General features: G+C 41.2%; 18 protein-coding genes, 4 tRNA genes and 1 riboswitch. Of the genes, 19 read left to right on the top strand and 3 right to left on the bottom strand.

Annotated features, from left to right (window positions below; genetic code table 11):
• Positions 1-125: 125 nt before the first annotated feature.
• Complete coding sequence (gene dnaB, locus FS458_RS00155; RefSeq protein WP_144696584.1) at positions 126-1,490, top strand: replicative DNA helicase; 1,365 nt, start codon at positions 126-128, stop codon at positions 1,488-1,490.
• A 16-nt stretch (positions 1,491-1,506) separates the two neighbouring features.
• Here the strand turns inward: dnaB and FS458_RS00160 are convergent, their stop codons facing one another.
• Positions 1,507-1,911: a UPF0158 family protein gene (locus FS458_RS00160; protein ID WP_144696586.1), complete on the bottom strand. Its 405-nt coding sequence runs from the start codon at positions 1,909-1,911 to the stop codon at positions 1,507-1,509.
• 221 nt (positions 1,912-2,132) lie between these two features.
• On the opposite strand from FS458_RS00160, the gene FS458_RS00165 reads away from it, so the two are divergent.
• The 16 genes from FS458_RS00165 to FS458_RS00240 all read left to right on the top strand — a co-directional run bounded on the left by FS458_RS00165 (position 2,133) and on the right by FS458_RS00240 (position 15,963).
• Positions 2,133-3,419 (top strand): adenylosuccinate synthase, encoded by a 1,287-nt coding sequence (locus tag FS458_RS00165; RefSeq protein WP_137791304.1) that lies wholly within the window; start codon positions 2,133-2,135, stop codon positions 3,417-3,419.
• Between the two features lie 186 nt (positions 3,420-3,605).
• Positions 3,606-3,681: transfer RNA gene (locus FS458_RS00170), tRNA-Lys, on the top strand.
• A gap of 15 nt (positions 3,682-3,696) precedes the next feature.
• Positions 3,697-3,771, top strand: a tRNA-Glu gene (locus FS458_RS00175).
• A gap of 31 nt (positions 3,772-3,802) precedes the next feature.
• Positions 3,803-3,878, top strand: a tRNA-Asp gene (locus FS458_RS00180).
• A gap of 7 nt (positions 3,879-3,885) precedes the next feature.
• Positions 3,886-3,961 (top strand) — tRNA-Phe (locus FS458_RS00185).
• Between the two features lie 453 nt (positions 3,962-4,414).
• Positions 4,415-5,002: a glycerol-3-phosphate acyltransferase gene (locus FS458_RS00190; protein ID WP_186320402.1), complete on the top strand. Its 588-nt coding sequence runs from the start codon at positions 4,415-4,417 to the stop codon at positions 5,000-5,002.
• A 202-nt stretch (positions 5,003-5,204) separates the two neighbouring features.
• Positions 5,205-6,665, top strand: a complete 1,461-nt coding sequence (locus FS458_RS00195) for a peptidoglycan DD-metalloendopeptidase family protein (protein WP_144696590.1) — start codon at positions 5,205-5,207, stop codon at positions 6,663-6,665.
• A 558-nt stretch (positions 6,666-7,223) separates the two neighbouring features.
• Entirely contained in the window at positions 7,224-7,928 is a 705-nt protein-coding gene (gene yycF / locus FS458_RS00200) for a response regulator YycF (RefSeq protein WP_066244253.1), read from the top strand.
• 5 nt (positions 7,929-7,933) lie between these two features.
• On the top strand, positions 7,934-9,766 hold the full coding sequence (gene walK, locus FS458_RS00205) for a cell wall metabolism sensor histidine kinase WalK (RefSeq protein ID WP_144696592.1): 1,833 nt from the start codon (positions 7,934-7,936) through the stop codon (positions 9,764-9,766).
• Positions 9,763-11,172 carry a YycH family regulatory protein gene (locus FS458_RS00210; RefSeq protein WP_144696594.1) on the top strand — a complete coding sequence of 470 codons (1,410 nt, stop codon included), beginning with the start codon at positions 9,763-9,765 and terminating at the stop codon, positions 11,170-11,172. Before walK ends, FS458_RS00210 begins: the two co-directional genes overlap by 4 nt.
• Positions 11,173-12,012 carry a two-component system regulatory protein YycI gene (locus tag FS458_RS00215; RefSeq protein ID WP_144696596.1) on the top strand — a complete coding sequence of 280 codons (840 nt, stop codon included), beginning with the start codon at positions 11,173-11,175 and terminating at the stop codon, positions 12,010-12,012.
• A gap of 16 nt (positions 12,013-12,028) precedes the next feature.
• Positions 12,029-12,826 (top strand): MBL fold metallo-hydrolase, encoded by a 798-nt coding sequence (locus tag FS458_RS00220; RefSeq protein ID WP_144696598.1) that lies wholly within the window; start codon positions 12,029-12,031, stop codon positions 12,824-12,826.
• A gap of 156 nt (positions 12,827-12,982) precedes the next feature.
• Positions 12,983-14,191 carry a S1C family serine protease gene (locus FS458_RS00225; RefSeq protein WP_144696600.1) on the top strand — a complete coding sequence of 403 codons (1,209 nt, stop codon included), beginning with the start codon at positions 12,983-12,985 and terminating at the stop codon, positions 14,189-14,191.
• Positions 14,192-14,630: 439 nt separating this feature from the next.
• Positions 14,631-14,795: a CxxH/CxxC protein gene (locus FS458_RS00230; RefSeq protein WP_066399497.1), complete on the top strand. Its 165-nt coding sequence runs from the start codon at positions 14,631-14,633 to the stop codon at positions 14,793-14,795.
• Positions 14,796-14,875: 80 nt separating this feature from the next.
• Positions 14,876-15,355 (top strand): 23S rRNA (pseudouridine(1915)-N(3))-methyltransferase RlmH, encoded by a 480-nt coding sequence (gene rlmH / locus FS458_RS00235; RefSeq protein WP_144703137.1) that lies wholly within the window; start codon positions 14,876-14,878, stop codon positions 15,353-15,355.
• A gap of 179 nt (positions 15,356-15,534) precedes the next feature.
• Positions 15,535-15,963: an ASCH domain-containing protein gene (locus tag FS458_RS00240; protein WP_144696602.1), complete on the top strand. Its 429-nt coding sequence runs from the start codon at positions 15,535-15,537 to the stop codon at positions 15,961-15,963.
• 310 nt (positions 15,964-16,273) lie between these two features.
• Here the strand turns inward: FS458_RS00240 and FS458_RS00245 are convergent, their stop codons facing one another.
• On the bottom strand, positions 16,274-16,582 hold the full coding sequence (locus tag FS458_RS00245) for a nucleotide pyrophosphohydrolase (RefSeq protein ID WP_144696604.1): 309 nt from the start codon (positions 16,580-16,582) through the stop codon (positions 16,274-16,276).
• Positions 16,583-16,854: 272 nt separating this feature from the next.
• Positions 16,855-16,933: riboswitch (glycine riboswitch) on the top strand.
• A gap of 132 nt (positions 16,934-17,065) precedes the next feature.
• On the opposite strand from FS458_RS00245, the gene FS458_RS00250 reads away from it, so the two are divergent.
• Together FS458_RS00250 and FS458_RS00255 are read left to right on the top strand one after the other, a co-directional pair.
• Positions 17,066-18,412, top strand: coding sequence for an amino acid permease (locus tag FS458_RS00250; protein WP_144696606.1), 1,347 nt, complete (start codon positions 17,066-17,068; stop codon positions 18,410-18,412).
• 138 nt (positions 18,413-18,550) lie between these two features.
• Complete coding sequence (locus tag FS458_RS00255) at positions 18,551-19,030, top strand: SRPBCC family protein (protein ID WP_144696607.1); 480 nt, start codon at positions 18,551-18,553, stop codon at positions 19,028-19,030.
• Positions 19,031-19,250: 220 nt separating this feature from the next.
• On the opposite strand, the gene FS458_RS00260 is transcribed toward FS458_RS00255, so the two are convergent.
• The gene (locus tag FS458_RS00260; RefSeq protein ID WP_186320403.1) at positions 19,251-20,174 is read right to left on the bottom strand and encodes a DMT family transporter; all 924 of its coding nucleotides are present in this window, start codon (positions 20,172-20,174) and stop codon (positions 19,251-19,253) included.
• Positions 20,175-20,241 lie beyond the last annotated feature (67 nt).

Here is a 20,241-nt window from a genome sequence, read left to right on the forward strand (position 1 = left end):
TCCCGCTGATCCCCCAGGAGTCTCGCATCTTACACTCCGATCAACCTTGGAGCCAAAAACCAAACTAATCTAAAAGTTCTTAAAACATATACAAACCATTACTAGTAAAGAAAGGAGGAACTACTATGAGTGATTTATTTGCTGACCGTATACCGCCGCAGAATATTGAAGCGGAGCAGGCTGTTCTTGGTGCGATCTTTTTAGAGCCCGAAGCTCTTATAACGGCATCAGAGATTCTGCTTCCGGAAGATTTTTACCGTGCTACTCACCAAAGAATCTATCGCGTGATGCTCGATCTAAACGCAAAAGGTGAGCCGGTAGATCTGATCACTGTCACGTCAGAGCTTCAGGACAAGAACCAGCTGGATGAAGTCGGCGGTTTATCCTTCTTAACAGAGTTGGCGGATAGTTCTCCGACGGCTGCGAACATCGAATATTACAGCAAGATCGTTGAAGAGAAATCACTGCTTCGCCGTTTGATCCGTACAGCGACAGATATTACCGCGAACAGCTATGCGCGTGAAGAAGAAGTAGAGGCAATCCTGAACGAAGCGGAGAAGTCGATTCTAGAAGTAGCGAACCGTAAGAACACGAGTGCTTTTACAGCGATTAAGGATGTGTTGGTTCATGCTTATGACAACATTGAAGCTCTTCATAACCGTAAAGGTGATATAACGGGGATTCCGACCGGCTTTAATGACCTGGACCGAATGACGGCTGGGTTTCAGCGGAACGATCTGATCATCGTTGCCGCTCGTCCATCCGTAGGTAAAACCGCATTTGCTCTGAACATCGCACAGAACGTTGCAACAAAGACAGAGGAGAACGTAGCCATATTCAGTCTAGAGATGGGTGCTGAGCAGCTTGTTATGCGTATGCTTTGTGCAGAGGGTAATCTAGATGCACAGCGTCTGCGTACAGGGTCATTGTTACCTGAAGACTGGCAGAAGCTTACGATGGCTATGGGAAGCTTGTCAGCGGCAGGTATCTACATCGATGATACACCGGGTATTCGTATTAACGATATCCGTGCGAAATGTCGTCGTCTGAAGCAGGAGAAGGGCCTAGGAATGATTTTGATCGATTACCTGCAGCTTATTATGGGTAGCGGGAAATCAGGCGAAAACCGCCAACAGGAGGTTTCTGAGATCTCTCGTTCCCTTAAAGCACTTGCTCGTGAGCTGGAAGTGCCGGTTATCGCCCTTTCACAGTTATCACGTGGTGTTGAATCTCGTCAGGACAAGCGACCGATGATGTCCGATATTCGTGAATCAGGTTCCATCGAGCAGGATGCCGATATCGTTGCCTTCTTATATCGTGACGATTACTATGATAAAGAATCAGAAGCGAAGAACATCATCGAGATCATCATCGCTAAGCAGCGTAACGGTCCAACGGGAACGGTAGAGCTCGCTTTCGTAAAAGAATATAACAAGTTCGTTAACCTGGACAGGCGGCACGATGAGAGTGCCATACCACCAGGCGCATAAAAAAAGCAGCTGGGAATTATTCCGGCTGCTTTTGTATTTCTTTGATTTTATTTTCTGTTAGCCACATTTCTATTCTGCTTTTAACTTTATCTTTTTGAAACGTCTGCCATTTTTCATGCAGGTTCAGTTCACTTACTTTTTCGGTAAAACGTTTAAATGGCTCGTCCTCATTTAAAGCGTGCAGCAGTTCGTTGTTTTGATGAACGCTCTCAAACTCAACCATCCAGCTGAAAGATTCAACGGTCATCACTTTAGGGATCTCAAGAAATCGCTCTGGTTCTTCAGCATCTAGAAATTCTAGGTTGGGAAGACCACCTGGCTCGATCGCATCAAGCAATATCGTTTGTTCATTTTTATCTAAATAATAGATGTGGTTTGCTTTTGTATCCATATAAGCCACCATTAATTTATCGATAAGCAAAGAATCGTACCTCCTAAAAAAGGTGAATACTACAGGATACGATAAGGTTTTCGATCTTCTGGCTATAGAAATGTAAAATTATTACGAACGAAAATATTGTTTTTTCTTTTAATGTTCGTGTTTTTAATTGACTTCTATCAGATATATTGCTAAACTAAGCATGGTTTTCAAGATTAGATGATAAATTCGTCAATCGTTAATTTCATGGAGGTGCAACAACCATGTCATCAGTAGTAGTAGTAGGAACACAATGGGGAGATGAAGGAAAAGGTAAGATTACCGATTATCTCTCAGAAAAAGCAGAAGTAGTAGCTCGATACCAAGGCGGTAACAACGCTGGTCATACAATTGTATTTGAAGGAAAGAAGTATAAGCTTCACCTTATTCCATCTGGAATCTTTTATAAAGATAAAATCTGCGTGATCGGAAACGGAATGGTTGTCGATCCGAAAGCAGTTCTTGAAGAACTTGCATACCTTCACAGCCACGGAGTAAGTACGGACAACCTTCGTATCTCTAACCGTGCGCACGTAATTCTTCCTTATCACCTTCGTCAAGATATCTTAGAGGAAGAGAGCAAGGGCGCTAACAAGATCGGTACAACGAAAAAAGGAATCGGTCCTGCATACATGGATAAAGCAGCTCGTATCGGAATCCGTATCGCTGACCTTTTAGATCGTGAAGAATTTGAAGAGAAGTTAGAGCGCAACTTAGCGGAAAAGAACCGTTTATTCGAACGCATCTACGAATCAGAAGGATTCACAAAAGAAGAGATCTTAGATGAGTATTACGAGTACGGTCAACAAATTAAAAAATATGTAGTCGATACATCAGTTGTTCTTAACGATGCATTAGACGATGGCCGTCGCGTTCTTTTTGAAGGCGCACAAGGTGTAATGCTTGATATCGACCAAGGAACATATCCATTCGTTACGTCATCAAACCCTATCGCAGGTGGAGTAACAATCGGTTCTGGTGTTGGTCCGTCTAAGATCAACCATGTTGTAGGTGTTTCAAAAGCCTATACAACACGTGTTGGTGATGGTCCTTTCCCAACTGAGCTTCATGATGAGATCGGTAATCAAATTCGTGAAGTTGGCCGTGAGTACGGTACAACGACAGGACGTCCGCGTCGTGTAGGTTGGTTTGACGCAGTAGTTGTGCGTCATGCTCGCCGTGTTTCGGGTATCACGGATCTTTCTTTGAACTCAATCGACGTTCTAACAGGTATTGAAACGTTGAAGATCTGTGTAGCCTACAAATACAAAGGTGAACTAACGTATGAATTCCCAGCGAGCCTTAAAGAGCTTGCTCAATGTGAGCCTGTATTTGAAGAAATGCCAGGCTGGACTGAAGATATTACAGGTGTGAAGGATCTTGGAGAGCTTCCAGAAAACGCGCGTCATTATGTAGAGCGTATCTCACAAGTAACTGGTATTCCACTTTCTATCTTCTCAGTTGGACCAGACCGTGCACAAACAAACATGGTACGTGGCGTATTCGCTTAAATAACTAGTGGCCCCTTGTTGAAACGAGGGGCTTTATTTTTGATGAATGAGGAATGCTTTCGTGAGTATTTTTAAGCATTTGAAAGTTTTTTTGAAAAATATATAGAAAACATATTGCCAAAGCTTCGATATCGTGATAAAGTAACACTTGTCGTGAAAAAACGACAAACGTTTAAAACAAAGCACGAGCCATTAGCTCAGTTGGTAGAGCATCTGACTTTTAATCAGAGGGTCGAAGGTTCGAGTCCTTCATGGCTCACCACTTTTTTAAAAAAGTGGCCCGTTGGTCAAGCGGTTAAGACACCGCCCTTTCACGGCGGTAACACGGGTTCGAATCCCGTACGGGTCACCATTTTTCTTTAAGTAAATAAAAGCATTTAAGTGGACTCGTGGTGTAGTGGTTAACATGCCTGCCTGTCACGCAGGAGATCGCCGGTTCGACCCCGGTCGGGTCCGCCACTTTTATGGCTCGATAGCTCAGATGGTAGAGCAGAGGACTGAAAATCCTCGTGTCGGCGGTTCGATTCCGTCTCGAGCCACCATTTTACTTTAAAAAATCCTAAAACATGTTGCATGTTCCTTGAAAAGGGAGCATGCTTTTTTTGTATTTTTATTTTTGTGGGCACGCTTGGGTGAGGGGTATGGAGCAGAGTCGTGAATGTCGAGAATGATCGAATCGCCTTTATTTTGATACTTAGACTTAATTGCTATCGATTTTGACTTAATTTTTTTCGTTTTAACTTAATTCCATCAAGATTAGGCTTAATTTACAGTTCGAGTACCCCGTTAGGTATATGGACTGACCACTTCCTACCGCAAAAATAACACCGATACACATTCAAAAAAGCATACAAAGAGACATCCACTGCACAAATCAGCATCTAAACACTCACGTTTCGTACATTTTCACACCCACCATAGACTTTTAATGCTGATAAAGAGGGATAAGTACTCAATCGTTCGAATATAGTGTATCAATTGGGATGAGGAAGGTAGTGATCATACAGATGGAATTTGAATGGGCGCTGTATTTGATCGCGAGTTACCTTGTTGGTTGTATCATGACAGGGTTTCTTGTAGCAAAGCTTATAAAAGGCGTTGATTTACGATTGTTGGGCAGCGGAAATATAGGAGCGCGCAATGCTGGCAGAGTATTAGGGCCATCAGGATTCATACTCACGTTAGCTGGCGACATTCTAAAAGCGGCAGCGGTCGTTTGGGCAGGGTTACAATTTCAATATCCACCATATATACAGCTTCTCGGTTTTTTAGCGGTTATTTTAGGGCATCTTTATCCAATCTTTCTTCGTTTTCATGGGGGAAAGGGAGTGGCTTCATTTATCGGAGGGATGATTATTTTTCACCCCATATCTGCTGTTCTTGTAGCAGCTGCGTTTCTACTCTTTTATGGAATTAAAAGAAGTTTAACCGTAGCTGGACTTTTTGCCTTTGCACTCACACCTTTCTTCTACTGGCTGTTTGAAAAGCAATGGCTTGAGACATTGATTCTGATTCCGATCAGCTTCCTTGTTGTGTATGTTCAAAAAGAAGATATAAAAGAACGCATCAAATTAACGGAATAGGTGTTAAAAAAGGGTATAAATCGGTGAATTTATGCTCTTTTTTATGTCGTTTATTTACAGTTGCATTACAAAATCCCTGAAATTCTGACAAAGCGAAATTCCTTATGATAGGATACTAGAGGTGCTAAAGACACAAGTAGCAGTAGTTCTTTAGACACATTTTAGAGATAGCAGAGAGAATCTTTAGGGGGAAATAGAAAAAGTGAACAGTCGAAAAACCACTGAAAGATTTATTAAATATATCGCACTGCCATTTACTGCAGTGATTTTAATAGTGTCAGCATTCACGCTGAATCCATCGAATACTTCCGCGAGTAGCGACGATAACCAGTTGATCAAAACGGTGTATCACGTTTATGTAGATGGAAAGAAGGTTGGAACGGTTCGTGAAGAAAGTGTTGTCGATGAGACAGTCGACCAAATTCTCCAACAGGCAAAAGGGAAAAAGAACAACTTTGCTTTTGCAGTGAGAGAGTCTATCGAGCTTAAGCCTGAAAAGATGTTCAGACCAGAGTTCGATAACGAAGAAGTAAGAGAGAACTTGAAGGAGCAGCTTACGGTTGAAGTTGAGGCTTATCGTTTGGTCGTTGGCGGACAAACTGTTGCGTATGTCTCTAGCAAGAAAGAAGCGAAAGATACGTTGCTGAAGTTAAAGCTTGAGCATGTGTCAGAGGCTGAGCTAGATGACATTGAAAAAAAGAAAGCAGAGAACGAAAAGCTTGAAGTACCGGACTTAAAACCGGGAGAACGAAAAGTGGTTGATATCGACTTTTCTACGCCAGTTCTCATTCAAAAAGCACAAACATCAATCAGTGAGCTCGTTACAGTAGATGATGCCATTTCTTCTTTAAAAGAAGGCAGTCTGCATAAAAAAGAGCATATGGTACAAAAAGGAGAAACGGTTCAGTCAATCTTAGAAAGATATCACTTAACGATGGATCAGTTTTTCACGCTAAACCCGAGACTCATGTTAGTACCTATTATTCGTTCGGGACAGGCAGTAACAGTTACAGAGAAAAAGCCTTTTACCGAAGTTCTTGTGTATGAAGCAACACGTGTTCAAAATGAACTTCCTTTCCAGGTTGAGAAACAAGAAGACAGTACGTTGGAAAAAGGACAGATCAAAACGGTTCAAAAAGGCCAGTCTGGGTTAGAAGATATTACGTATACAACAAGAAAAGCCGATAACAGAATGCTACAAAAAGAGATTTTAGAGAAGAAACGAGTGAAGGAACCGGTTAAGGAAATTCAAAAGATTGGTACCAAAGTGATTCCTTCCAAAGGGACAGGCACTCTTTCTTGGCCGGCTGTAGGTGGATATATTTCTAGCCATAAAGGCACGCGTTGGGGTAAAGAGCACAAAGGTATGGATATTGCTCGACCTTCAGAACGCTCAATCCTAGCTGCTGACAATGGTAGAGTTGTTTCTGCCGGTTGGGACGGAGATTATGGGAACAAGATCATCATTGATCACAACAACGGCATGAGAACCATTTATGCGCATCTTGATTCGATGTCTGTATCAGCAGGTGATGTGGTGCAGAAGGGGTCTAAGATTGGTGTGATGGGTTCAACCGGTCAATCGACTGGTGTGCATTTGCATTTTGAAGTGTATGAGAATGGTGTTCTTAAAGATCCAGCTGATTTTGTAAGTGAAAATTAAAGTAATGTGAAAGTAAGTTGATTTCCGTTTCAGATGCTCGCTTTCCGCGGGGCAGGCGGTGAGCCACTTGCCGCTATGCGCCTTTAAGTGTCTCACCTGTCAAGTTACAGTGGCTAGACCCTCGAGGTCAAAAGTTAAATGGCTCAGAAGGGAAAGTGCACCTTCAAATCCATTCATCTTTTGCTTGTCGGGTCTGAACGAGCCACTTCACTCTTCGGACTGACCGCTTGTCCCGCAGGAGTCTCGCACCTTCCACTCCAATCAACTAGTCAATGATGAAAAGAAATAAACAAAATGTCAAAAACCTCTTAGGAACAATATCTTCCTGGGAGGTTTTTCTTGCTCGAATCTAATAGAATTAATTTTCAGGATGTGATTCAAACTACACAACCGGAAAACTAGAGTGAAACCAACTTTTCTTTGTCTAAAATTAGAAGGTTTTGCTAGTAGTATGGAGAAAGTTTCAACTGTGATAAAATAGTAGAGATACCATATAATCGATACTACAAAATATTCTGCTATATATAAAATAGAGTTTCTGAAAGAAGGAGCGTTCTCATGGATAAGAAAATTCTCGTTGTGGATGATGAAAAACCCATTGCAGATATTCTGCAGTTTAATCTTGAAAAAGAAGGTTTTACCGTTAGCTGCGCGTATGATGGCATCAATGCGTTAGAAAAGGTAGAAAAAGAGAAGCCGGATATGATTTTACTAGATATCATGCTTCCCCTAAAAGACGGCATGGAAGTTTGTCGTGAAATCCGTAAAAAGTACGATATGCCGATCATCATGCTTACGGCAAAAGACTCTGAAATTGATAAAGTATTAGGCTTAGAGCTTGGTGCAGACGATTACGTGACAAAGCCGTTCAGCACGCGTGAATTAATTGCACGTGTTAAGGCTAACCTGCGTCGTCATCAGCAGGAATCTGAGCGTGAAGTAGACGAGAACAACGAGATCACGATCGGTTCTCTTACGATTCATCCTGATGCGTATATCGTGACTAAACGTGGTGAGACAATCGAGTTAACACATCGTGAATTTGAACTGCTGCATTATTTAGCAAAACATATCGGACAAGTGATGACGCGTGAACACTTGCTTCAAACGGTATGGGGATATGACTATTTTGGTGATGTAAGAACGGTAGATGTAACGGTTCGTCGTCTGCGCGAAAAAGTTGAAGATAACCCGAGTCACCCATTATGGATCATTACAAGACGCGGAGTGGGGTATTACTTAAGAAATCCTGATCAGGAGTAGTCATGATGGATAAAGTCAATTTTTTTAAATCAATACACGTTAAGTTTGTATTGATTTATGTATTGCTCATTTTAATAGCCATGCAAGTGATCAGTGTTTATTTTATTAACAACTTAGAATCTGATCTTCGGCAGAGCTTCTCTAAATCACTGTACGATAGAGTGAATTTATTAGAGTTTAACATTGAGCAAAAGTTGAAGGATAAAGATCGATATAAGGTCAAAAAAGATGAAACGAGTGAACCTCCTCTAACGCTTGAAGAAGATATTCAAGCGTTAATTGATGAGGAGTTTGAAGAGAAAGAAATTCAAGTACTTAACGAAGATGGCACGGTACTTGCGAGCAATAAACTGCAGTTGGTGGGGCAGATCAGCTTCAATCCTAAGATCAAGCTTGCTCTTGAAGGAACGGTCGATGATGAGATCATGCTTCATGAAGGAGAGCGGGTCATGGTGCTCGCCAAACCGATTAAAATTGATGCTACAGGAGAGAACATTGGGGCTATCTATTTAGTAGCTTCTATTGAAGGCATCTTTAAACAGATTTCTCGAATCAATAGCATTCTAGTGACAGGAACCGTAATCGCTCTTATTATAACCGGACTTCTAGGGGTCTTCTTGGCGCGTACGATCACAAGGCCAATGGCAGATATGAGAAAGCAAGCCCTTGTTATGGCAAGAGGGGACTTTTCTCGAAAAGTTCAGCTGTATGGAGACGATGAGATCGGTCAGCTTGCTATGACCTTTAACAACTTAACAACGAAGCTGCAAGAGGCAACAGCCATCACAGAGAGCGAACGAAGAAAGCTGCGTTCCGTTCTTACGTATATGACAGATGGAGTGATTGCGACAGATCGTGACGGAGCGATCATCCTCATGAACGACCGGTCTGAAGAGATGCTGAACATCTCTAGACAAAACGCTCTTGGAACGCCTCTTATGGAGCTATTGCGCTTAAATACGGAATACACGTGGGAAGAGCTTTATAACGAATATGAATCCATGCTGCTCGATTTTAGTACAGACGACATGCATTATGTGGTCCGAGCAAACTTCTCCACGATACAAAAAGATGACGGGCCAATCAATGGTCTTATTTGTGTTCTTCATGATGTAACAGAGCAAGAACAGATCGATAACGAGCGACGTGAGTTTGTATTCAACGTTTCGCACGAATTAAGAACACCGCTGACGACGATGAGAAGTTATCTGGAGGCGCTGGCTGAAGGGGCGTGGCAAGATGAGAACATCGCTCCGCGTTTTTTAGAGGTTACTCAGAATGAGACAGAACGTATGATCAGGCTCGTAACCGATCTGCTTCAATTATCAAAAATGGACAGCAAAGATTATCGATTTAACTTTTTTGAGATTGATCTGGTGGAGTTCTTGAACGGCATCATCGATCGTTTTGAGATGCTTGAAAAGGAAAACATTGAACTTTCCAGGTCCCTGCCTAAGCATAAGATCAACGTTCAGTTGGATACGGATAAGATGACACAAGTGCTTGATAATATCATCTCGAACGCAATGAAATATTCTCCTGAAGGTGGAACGATTACCTTTAACGCTGCTGTAATCGGGCGCAAAGTGAAGGTAAGTATTTCCGATCAGGGTGTAGGAATTCCGAAGAATAATGTTTCTAAGATTTTTGATCGATTCTTTAGGGTAGACCGTGCCCGTTCTCGAGATATTGGAGGCACAGGCCTAGGTCTTGCGATCGCAAAAGAAATCGTACTTGCGCATGGCGGAGACATCTGGGCAGAAAGTGAGTGGGGCCAAGGAACGACCATCCACTTTACTCTTCCTTTAAAAAAGGTTAAGGAGGGGCTACAACAATGAACTGGTTAAAGTGGATTACACATGCAAAAGAAGTGATCACTTTTTTCAAGAAGAATTATGAACATATCAAATCGATCGCGCTAACTTTTTTAATCGGATTGAGTCTAGTTCTTACATGGAGCTTATGGACATTTAAACCAAGCTATCCATCGCTAGAGGGAGCTCGTATCGTTAAAAAACAAGAAGTTGATGTTGAAGCAGAAGTTAAACAGCTCGTCTATCCAACACAGGTAATCTATCATAGTGGAGACGATTTATATGGACTTGAAGCAAACAGTTTAATAAGAGATTTCCATATGGGATTAAATGAAACCAAATTTATGTTCGATACGGGTAACAAGAGCAGCCGATCATTCGATCCCGACGAAAAATTCTTACGAGACAACAAGTACGTGGAGATAATTTATCCTACCGGAATCACTCAAGATATTTATAAAGAAATTTTCTCATTTGAAACAGATGTTCAAGGAAAGCTTCCTAAAATGGATCGTATCTTCTTATATCAAGATAAGTTAACCGATAGTATTGAAGGCTATCTAGTTTCCTATCAAGCACCGAGAAAAATGCAAAAGATTACGGCTGCCAACAATAAGCTTAATCCGTTAATAAAAAATATGGATGAGTGGGTGGAGAACGGAAGCTTTACGCCATATATCAACTATGATGTTGAGACTGCTGATAAAGAAGGCGAGGCCGAGATAACAAAAAGATACTATTTTCCTAAGAACTCTCTAGAGCTGACTCGTTATACGTATTTTTCAAACTCTACAGGCGAGGACACGTACGAAATGTACAAGAAGGCTCTATTTAAAGATCCGTTAGCTGTGAAAAGTGCTTCTGATAAGAATCAGATCACATACGCAGATGGTACTGCTGCAATGGTTGTTAACGAGGTTATGAATCGTTTTACGTATACTAATTTTTCCGGCAATCGAAACCAGAATACAACACCAAATATTTCGCCGCTTTATCAGTCCAAAGATTATATTAACACTCATGCTGGATGGGGGAACCCCTACATTCTATCCGACTTAACAGGGGATTCGGCTGGCTTCTGGTTATTTATTGATAATTTGCCTGTACTGGACCCAGAGATGCAAATGAGTTTAGTATGGCTTGAAAATGAATTAAAAGAATATCAACGATCACTGACTCAGTTACAATTAGGCCAAAAACCAGATCTATCACAGAAAATGACGATTCCATCGGGATTAGAAGTCATTAAAGAGCTTGAAGAAAAAGAATACAACATGAACTACATTCAGGATATTCGAATCGGATTAACGATGAAAAAGCAAAAACAACCACACATCTATCGATTAGAGCCTCAATGGTTTATCAATTCAAACATTGATTCCAAAGGATGGCGACCATTATTCACAGAAACGGGAAAGGAAGGATTTTAATTGAATTGGCAAAGAACAAAAAGTATTTTTATCCTTACCTTTCTCGTCCTAAATCTATTCTTGGGGTATCAGCTCTATCAAAAGAACGATATTAACAACATTTCGAGGCTTACAGAACAGCCTTTAGAAGAGAGATTAGCCAACAATAAAATTTCACTTTCAGAAAAGCTGCCAAAATATAAAGAAAAACAGACCTTAATCAGTGCACAGCGTTACAAGTTCTCTGAGGAAGAGAAGAAATCTCCTTCTAAGAATGTATCATTGGATAAGGAAGAGAGCACTGACATCACCCTTCACTATGATCTTAGTAAACCGATGGATCTTCCGAAGAAGGACACAAAAGATCTGATATCAGAGCTTAGTCAATTTGCAGAAGAGAACATTTCACGCGGTAAAGAATACGCTTTTTACGAATGGGATAAAGAGAGCAACACCGTGTGGTTTACGCAGGTCTATCAAGAAAAAAGAATTTTCTATAACCCTACTAATTTTGATATTGTTGCGGATGCAAAAGATTATGATGCACCTAACGGAATGCTTAAGTTCAAACTCGATGACAAAGGAAACCTTACTAATTTAACACAAACCTATCTCTTCATTACGAGACAAGGAGCTTTTCAACAAATTATCTCTCCTAGTAAGGCACTTGAGAAACTATTAGAAACGAACCCGAAAAAAGGTGATCATATACAAAAAGTAGAGCTTGGCTACTATAGCCTTGTAGGTGAAGGGGAAGTTCAAGTTTATACACCTACTTGGTTCATAAAAACCAAGAACGGAGAGTACTTAGTTAATGCAACTGACAGTTCCATTCAAGTTTTGACGGAAAAGGCAGAGTAGAGAGGAACATGCGGTTATGAGTTTAAAATTTAGCGTTCTTGCAAGCGGCAGTTCGGGAAACGCTGTTTACGTTGAAACCGAACAAACACGCTTGCTCGTGGATGCAGGCTTAAGTGCCAAACAGATTCAGATTTTATTTGAAAAAGCAGCATGTGGTGAGGTGGCAGACATTGATGGAATTCTTGTCACTCATGAACATAGCGATCACATTAAAGGACTCGGTGTGCTGGCTAGGAAATTTAAGCTGCCGATCTATGCGAACAAAAACACATGGAATGCCATGAACGGTTTGATTGGGGAAGTGGCGACCGAGCAAAAGTTTGAGTTTGAGATGGAAAGTGTAAAAACGTTCAACGATCTAGAAGTTGAATCTTTTGGCGTGTCTCATGACGCGGCAGAGCCCATGTTCTACGTGTTTCATCATAACGGCCGCAAGCTTGCACTCATGACAGATACAGGCTATGTGAGCGATCGGATGAAAGGTATCATCCGTGACAGCCACTCCCTTGTGATTGAATCCAACCATGACATCAACATGCTCATGATGGGACGTTATCCATGGAACATTAAACGCCGTATTCTGGGGGACCATGGTCATATTTCGAACGAAGATTGTGGACATGCTCTCGCTGATGTAATCGGTGACGGTACGAAACACATCTATCTTGCTCACTTAAGTAGAGATAACAATATGAAGGATATTGCTCGTTTAGCCGTTGAGCAGACGTTAAAAACGTATGATATTTCAGCGGGTGAACAAGTGATTCTTCACGATACAGATGCTAGTCAGCCAACAAAATTGGCTTTAGTTTAAAATACTTACTTGTTTAAAGTAAGCCGTTTCCGGAAATAACAATAAGTGTGGGAAATTATGAAAAATAACCCAAAATGTCCATAATTTCAGGACTAATTGCTTATACTAGGTTATGAATTCATCCATTTAATTGTTGAAAGGAACGGTGAGGAGTATATGGGCTATTACGATGATGATTATCAATCACCATCTCGACAAAAAGGAAACCGCGGAGGAAAGTTTCTACCAGCTTTGCTAGGAGCTATTCTAGGCGGTTTGCTTGTCCTATTTACAGTACCTGCACTAGGAGGAGCTGGTCTTTTGCCAGACAATCTGTATCCTCCGAATGAAGAACAAAACGGTCTAGGTACTGACGAAAATGTGGAACAGCGAAAAGTGGATGTCGATCTGACTACGAATGTAACGGATGCCGTTGATAAAGCATCTGGAGCGGTTGTTGAAGTTATCAACATTCAGCAGACTGATTTTTGGAGCCAGCAGCCAGCGGGCACGGGATCAGGTGTTATTTATAAAAAAGAAGGCAACAAAGCCTATGTGGTAACAAATGACCACGTAGTTGCCGATGCGAACCAGATCGAGATCACGCTTAGCAACGGAACGAAGCTTAAAGGTACACTACGCGGAACAGATCCTCTGATGGACTTAGCTGTAGTTGAAATCGATGGCAGCAAGGTCGATAGTGTAGCGGAGTTCGGAGTGTCGGGTGACTTAAAGCGTGGTGAACCTGCCATCGCAATCGGAAATCCGCTCGGAAACTTCCCAGGATCAGTCACACAAGGTATCGTATCTAGTGCGGATCGTTCGATTCCCGTTGATTTGGATCAAGACGGAAATCCAGATTGGCAAGCTGAAGTTATTCAAACAGACGCAGCGATCAACCCTGGTAACAGCGGTGGAGCACTGATTAATATCGCAGGTCAGGTGATTGGGATCAACTCTTCTAAAATCGCGCAGAACGAAGTAGAAGGAATCGGATTTGCTATTCCATCTGATGTGGCAAAACCGATCATTGAAGACCTTGAGAACTATGGTGAAACACGCAGACCGTTCTTAGGCGTTAACATCATTCCGCTTTCTCAAGTGAACACGTATCAGCGTGAACAGACACTTAAGATTCCAGACAGCGTTCAAGAAGGTGTCGTTGTTATGGAGATCACGTCAGCTTCACCAGCAGCTCGTGCGGGTATTAAGGAAATGGACGTTATTGTCGAGATGGGTGGAGAGAAAATCAAAGACCCTATCGCTCTTCGTAAGTTCCTTTATACAAAGGCGAAGATTGGTGATGAGGTGGATGTGACGTATTATCGTGATGGAAAGAAGAAGACCGTGAAAGTAGAACTGAGCGGCGGGAAGCAATCTCAATAAAATCGGGAAACAGGGGGCTTTAGGGTCTCCTGTTTTTCTTTTTGATGAGGCTATGGTGTCTTTGGAAGTGAGTTGATTTCCGTTTCAGGTTGCTCGCTTTCCGCGGGGCAGGCGGTGAGCCACATTCGATCGTTTCACTCTAAAGTGTCTCACCTGCCCACCTGTCCCGCAGGACAAGGAAGGCTGCGGCAGCAAAACATCGCACGAAGAAAATTTGAAGTTTAATTTTCGAGGAGTCTCGCACCTTGCACTGCAATCAACTTGTCGATGAAGTAAATAATAAGACTAAAACAAGAAAAACAAAATGTCACCACCATTTAAGAAAAATCTATGGTTGATTCCACATGTGGACAACTTTATTTTTGCGGATTGTTTACACACAGCTGTAAATTCGTTAGTGTAAGAGGAAGGATTGTGGATAAGTTAGGAGTGAAAAGATTTGGTTATTATTTGCTGCAAAGACCATGCTGAGCTTGCGATTGACATCATTGTGGATGAGTTTGAAACGCCACCTGTAGTAGAGTTACTAACAGAGAATGATGAGTTATCAACAGGTTGTGAATACTGCGATAACAAAGGTGTATATAAAGTATCGAACATATGAACGCCTACAAGATATAGCACTAACTGTGCATATGTGGATAAGTTCTGGGGATAACTTATTTGAAAGGAAGTTTTCAACAAGTGAATATTTCAATCATTTCCGTAGGGAAATTAAAAGAAAAATACTTAAAACTAGGTATTGATGAATACTTAAAACGACTAGGACCTTATGCAAAAGTAGAAATCATCGAGGTCCCTGATGAAAAAGCACCTGAAACTTTAAGTGATCAAGAGATGATTATGGTTAAAAACGCTGAAGGTGAAAGAATTCTAGCTAAAATCGGCCAAGATGTGCATGTGATTGCGATGGCGATCGAAGGAAAAGCTGTTTCATCTGAAGACTTGGCTAAGAATCTGGACCAGCTTGCAACGTATGGAAAGAGCAAGGTTGCCTTCGTCATTGGAGGCTCGTTAGGGTTGAGTGATGCTGTTATGAAGCGGGCGAATGAGAAGATTTCTTTTGGGAAAATTACTTATCCGCATCAGTTGATGAAGCTGGTGTTGGTTGAACAGGTTTATCGAGCGTTTCGGATTAATCGGGGGGAACCGTACCATAAATAACGGTAAACTCCAAGGTTGGATGGTTTCAATGTACTTTTTAATAGTAATCCCCTCATTTTTTTATTTTTCCGGAAGATTACTACTTACCGTGGGCACTTAGACCTTTTTGCTAATATTATTCTTCTCTACGGACACGATAAGACAAACGAACGAAACTTTATAGGTTGGTGGCAGGCAGAATGAAGGTATTATCTATGATTCAGCCTTGGGCAAGTCTTTTTGTTCTTCGAGAGAATGAATTTGAAACAAGGTCATGGAAAACAAATTATCGCGGGCCGTTGGCCATTCATACAAGTAAAAAAATAGATAAGTCTGTCTGCAGGCATGTTGCCATCCGTTCGCTGCTCGATAAGCATGGATATACAGAAGAAACCCTTCCAACGGGAATGATCATTGCTGTATGTCGGCTTGAAAATTGTCTGAAGATAACTGAGGAAAATCAGACATCAGCAGTCCTGGACAATGGACAAATCGTATCAGGAAATGATTATTTTTTGGGAGACTTTAATGTGGGAGGATATGCTTGGATGGTTCAAGACATGAAGATCTTGAATGAACGTATCCCAGCAAAAGGCCAGCTTGGGTTATGGGAAACTGATTTATTTTGAAAGGCGATGAGCTAAGGAGTATTTCACTTGTACATAGGAATCACGGATTAATTTTTATACTGAGGGCAGTTATGATTTTCAAAGGGAAACCAACAGATTAACTGAATTCTTAAAATGATTTTATAATTGAATTCGGTAAGGTATAGATTTTAAAGAAAGGATAGTTATGTAAAAAATCTACACTCAAAAAAATAATTAAACCTCATTTAGACATCTCGTAGAGCCTTATCATAAATAACGATCTAACAGCACCTACTTAACTACTTACTATAGGTGCTGTTTCTTATTTCATTTTGTATTTTTTTCGTATCTAACTATTTGAAACAGGATACTTCAACCCATTTTTCTTAATCTTATCTTTAATAATGGTTTCGACATCCAAATCCAATTCACTGCAGAGCATAAGTCCATAGATGAAAACATCAGCAATTTCTTCTTTAATGTTTTCGATGTTTTGTTCTATAGCCTCTTCACTGCTTTTCCACTGAAAATCTTCTAATAGTTCAGCTGCTTCAATGGAGAGAGAAATGGCAAGATCTTTTGGATTGTGGTGAGGTTTCCATCCTCTTTCATCACGGAATTCATTGATAGCGTTTATTAGCTGTTTAATTTCATTCATGTATACTCATCCTTATTAAGTAGTCTTTTATAGGGGAAATCTAGTTCATATAATTTTATCACTTTAGTGCAGGGAGTAGAGGATATACTCGTAAAGCTGTTATGTACAATTAGTTAAAAGTTTGAACTCTTCTACTCATGTGGGGTAAATGCAATACCAGTATTGTACAGTTGACAAAACCCCAACTCCGTAATAGTATTGAAAATTATATTCAGAACTACTAAAAAATTTATAGATAGCAAGCTATGATCGCTGTAGGTCGTACTACAGCAGGAGCAGCTTCTGGAGAGACCGCTTTGTTAGCGGCGCCGAAGGGTTCACAATCTCAGGCAAACGGACAGAAGAGTATTGAATTTTGACTTTGTTGTGCCTGTCATATCTAGCGCAGTGAATGCTTTTTTCATATTCTAATGTACAAGAGATTGGAGATTCTTCCAGTCTCTTTTTTTCGTTTGTTTTGCATCTTAGAAGGAGGATTCATACGTGTCACAGCAAGAGTTGAAGAGAGATTTAGCTAATCGTCATGTGCAGCTGATTGCCATTGGCGGAACGATTGGTACGGGGTTATTTTTAGGTTCAGGAAAAGCGATTCAACTTGCCGGACCGTCTGTTATATTTGCTTATTTGATCGTTGGGATCGCGTTGTTTTTTATGATGAGAGCGTTAGGAGAACTGCTGCTTTCGAAGGAGGGCTATGAGTCGTTTACCGATATTGCAGAGGACTATCTTGGTCCGCGAGCTGCGTTTATCACAGGATGGACGTACTGGTTTTGCTGGATCATGACAGCGATGGCCGATGTGATTGCGGTCGGTGTTTATGTTCAATATTGGTTTGACATACCGCAGTGGGTTCCTGCGATTGTTTGTTTGCTTCTTTTACTTGGGCTGAATCTGTTAACGGTAAAGCTTTTCGGAGAATTGGAGTTTTGGTTCGCTTTGATCAAGGTGATTACGATTCTAGCGTTAATTGTGATAGGCGTTGTTCTACTCGTTATGGGTTACCAGACGGATGCGGGGACAGTCTCTATAAACAACCTGTGGGATCATGGAGGTTTGTTTCCCAATGGCATGACAGGGTTCTTACTCTCGTTTCAGATGGTCGTGTTCGCGTTTGTCGGAGTGGAGTTGGTCGGTGTGGCGGCAGCAGAAACGTCTAATCCGAGAAAGAATATCCCGTCTGCGATCAATAAAATTTCACTGCGAATTCTATTTTTCTATGTGGGCGCATTGATCGTGCTGCTATGCATCAATCCTTGGACAGAGTTAAACGCATCGGAAAGTCCATTTGTTAAAACGTTCAGCTTAATCGGAATTCCACTTGCTGCTGGAATCATTAATTTTGTTGTGCTGACATCAGCGGCATCTGCATGCAACAGCGGGTTATTTTCAACGAGCCGCATTCTATTCACATTAAGTAAGAGTGAGCAGGCTCCTCGATCTTTTAAAAAACTAACGAAAAATTCTGTGCCGGGAAACGCATTGTGGGTTTCGACTATAGTCGTTTCAGTGGGAGCGCTGCTCAGCAAGTTGATTCCAGAGCAGGCTTTTGGCATCGTAACAACAATAAGTGCTATCTGTTTCATCTGGGTGTGGAGCGTGATCTTGATCAGCCATATTAAATACCGTAAGACACGATCTGATCTGCACAATAAGTCAGCGTTCAAAGCACCTTTTGCTCCATTCATTAATTATGTGGTGCTCGCGCTGTTTGGGTTAATTTTGATCGTGCTGCTCGTGGCAGAAGCTACACGTCCGGCGTTATTGCTGACACCCATTTGGTTTATTTTATTATTTTTCTTGTATGCTTTTAAAAAACCTATGCTGAAATAAAAGGATTGGTTATTTGGAATGCATCATTGATCTGGATTTTTAGAGACATCTTACATTTTATAAGTAGCATCTTTAAGCAGGTGATAAGCAGGAAGCGACGAATTTTCCTTTAGAGTTAATTTCAAGGAGGTTTTTAGGATGAATTTGTCAAGAAATCGGAGAACAGATACTGCTTCAAAAGTGATCCCAGTTCCACCTCAAATCGTCTATCTAGCTATTATAAATCCGGATTCACTAATTCAATGGCTTCCGCCTGAAGGGATGTCGGGTAAAATTGATACCTATGATTGCCGTGAAGGGGGAGCTTATAAAATGACGCTTACGTATGAATTGGACGAGTTGATTCTTGGCAAAACGTCGGATAACACCGATGTGGCGGAAGGAACATTTTTGGAGCTGGTCCCAAACCAGCGAATTGTCCAATCTGTTAACTTCAATTCCGAAGATCCTGCTTTCTCTGGTGAGATGATACAGAAATGGCTATTGGAAGATGTTTCGGGAGGCACTAATGTTACAATTCTTTGTGAAAATGTACCAGAAGGTATTCGTAAGGAAGATCACGACACTGGACTAAGGTCCACGCTAGAAAATCTTGCTGCTTTTACTGAGAAATTGTAAATAGACACATGAAATTTATCGGATTAACAAGCCAGAGATTTTTTAAAATCTCTGGCTTGTTTCAGTTATTTTATTGATCAGCGCGTATCTTTTAGTTTTTTAGTTTAGGGGCGCGGGGACGGTTCTCTTGCTTCTTATTGTATAATTAGATGGAAAAGGTGAATCCTTTAGTGTTTACAGTTGTAAGTTAGGAAGCAGCAGAACCGTCCCTTTGCTTTCCCTACCTCCTCGCACCCCATCGATTTATCAGTCCAACTAGATGACCATTTACGAAAATAACCCCAAGGATAATGATTGCTCCACCTAGAATACTGGTATAAATAACCTTTTCATGTAGAAGTAGCACAGCTGCTATCAGTGTAGAGACTGGTTCAAGGTATAAGAAAACAGATACTTGAGTGGCCTCCAACACCTCTAATGCTTTTGCCCAGTACCAGTAGGCAATACCGGATACAAAGACTCCAAGGAAGATAAGATGAGCCCATTCTACTCCATCTAGAAGAGTAAGCTTTTCCCAGCTTTTGTTCTGATAGATGAATGGGAGAGTAAGCAAAAGTCCCAAAGTACTCATGTAAAAGGTGAGGACCAATGCAGGCAATGGCACTTTTAGGCTTTTTAGTAAAACTGAATAAATGGCCCAATTTAAGGTACTGAGAACCATCAGTAGATACCCGATGTTGATCGAGAATCCTAATGACCTGTCTCCACCTGCTGTTGTGACCAGCAATACACCACTAATGGCCAAAATAATTCCAATAGCCTTTGGAAATGTCATCTTTTCATGCAGAAAGACCATGGAAAGAACGACGGTGAAAATCGGGGATAACGTAATGAGCCAGCCTGCAGAGGATGCATCAATGGATAAAAGCGCGCTTGCCTGAATAACTTGATGAAGAAAAACACCAAGAATCCCTAATACGATTAAGTGAGGAATATACTGTATCGGCAGCTTCATGGAATGTTCCTTTTTTACAAGGATAAGTACTAATAAAAATAATGCACCTATACCAAAACGGATGACCAGAAGAGTAAAGGGATCAAGCTTGTCCAGTACCGCTTTAGTCGAGACAAAGGATATTCCCCAAAGGCTGATGGACATGGTGGCATACAATGAGGCTCCTAGCATTTTTCGAAATGAAATCATAGATAGGCTTTCCTTTCCCAGTCAATTGTTCTACCATCTTATGCTTGTCCTCGAAAAAACATGAGAA

Origin of the sequence: Fictibacillus phosphorivorans (assembly GCF_007673525.1) — a bacterium.
In the GTDB taxonomy this organism is placed as follows: domain Bacteria; phylum Bacillota; class Bacilli; order Bacillales; family Fictibacillaceae; genus Fictibacillus; species Fictibacillus phosphorivorans_C.

Bases quoted from the DNA above. Each gene is read 5' to 3' on its own strand.
- FS458_RS00255 (WP_144696607.1), top strand. From the start codon at position 18,551: ATGAATTTGTCAAGAAATCGGAGAACAGATACTGCTTCAAAAGTGATC.
- FS458_RS00240 (WP_144696602.1), top strand. From the start codon at position 15,535: ATGAAGGTATTATCTATGATTCAGCCTTGGGCAAGTCTTTTTGTTCTT.
- yycF (WP_066244253.1), top strand. From the start codon at position 7,224: ATGGATAAGAAAATTCTCGTTGTGGATGATGAAAAACCCATTGCAGAT.
- FS458_RS00220 (WP_144696598.1), top strand. From the start codon at position 12,029: ATGAGTTTAAAATTTAGCGTTCTTGCAAGCGGCAGTTCGGGAAACGCT.
- FS458_RS00245 (WP_144696604.1), bottom strand. From the start codon at position 16,582: ATGAATGAAATTAAACAGCTAATAAACGCTATCAATGAATTCCGTGAT.
- dnaB (WP_144696584.1), top strand. From the start codon at position 126: ATGAGTGATTTATTTGCTGACCGTATACCGCCGCAGAATATTGAAGCG.
- FS458_RS00260 (WP_186320403.1), bottom strand. From the start codon at position 20,174: ATGATTTCATTTCGAAAAATGCTAGGAGCCTCATTGTATGCCACCATG.
- FS458_RS00165 (WP_137791304.1), top strand. From the start codon at position 2,133: ATGTCATCAGTAGTAGTAGTAGGAACACAATGGGGAGATGAAGGAAAA.
- walK (WP_144696592.1), top strand. From the start codon at position 7,934: ATGGATAAAGTCAATTTTTTTAAATCAATACACGTTAAGTTTGTATTG.
- FS458_RS00210 (WP_144696594.1), top strand. From the start codon at position 9,763: ATGAACTGGTTAAAGTGGATTACACATGCAAAAGAAGTGATCACTTTT.
- FS458_RS00225 (WP_144696600.1), top strand. From the start codon at position 12,983: ATGGGCTATTACGATGATGATTATCAATCACCATCTCGACAAAAAGGA.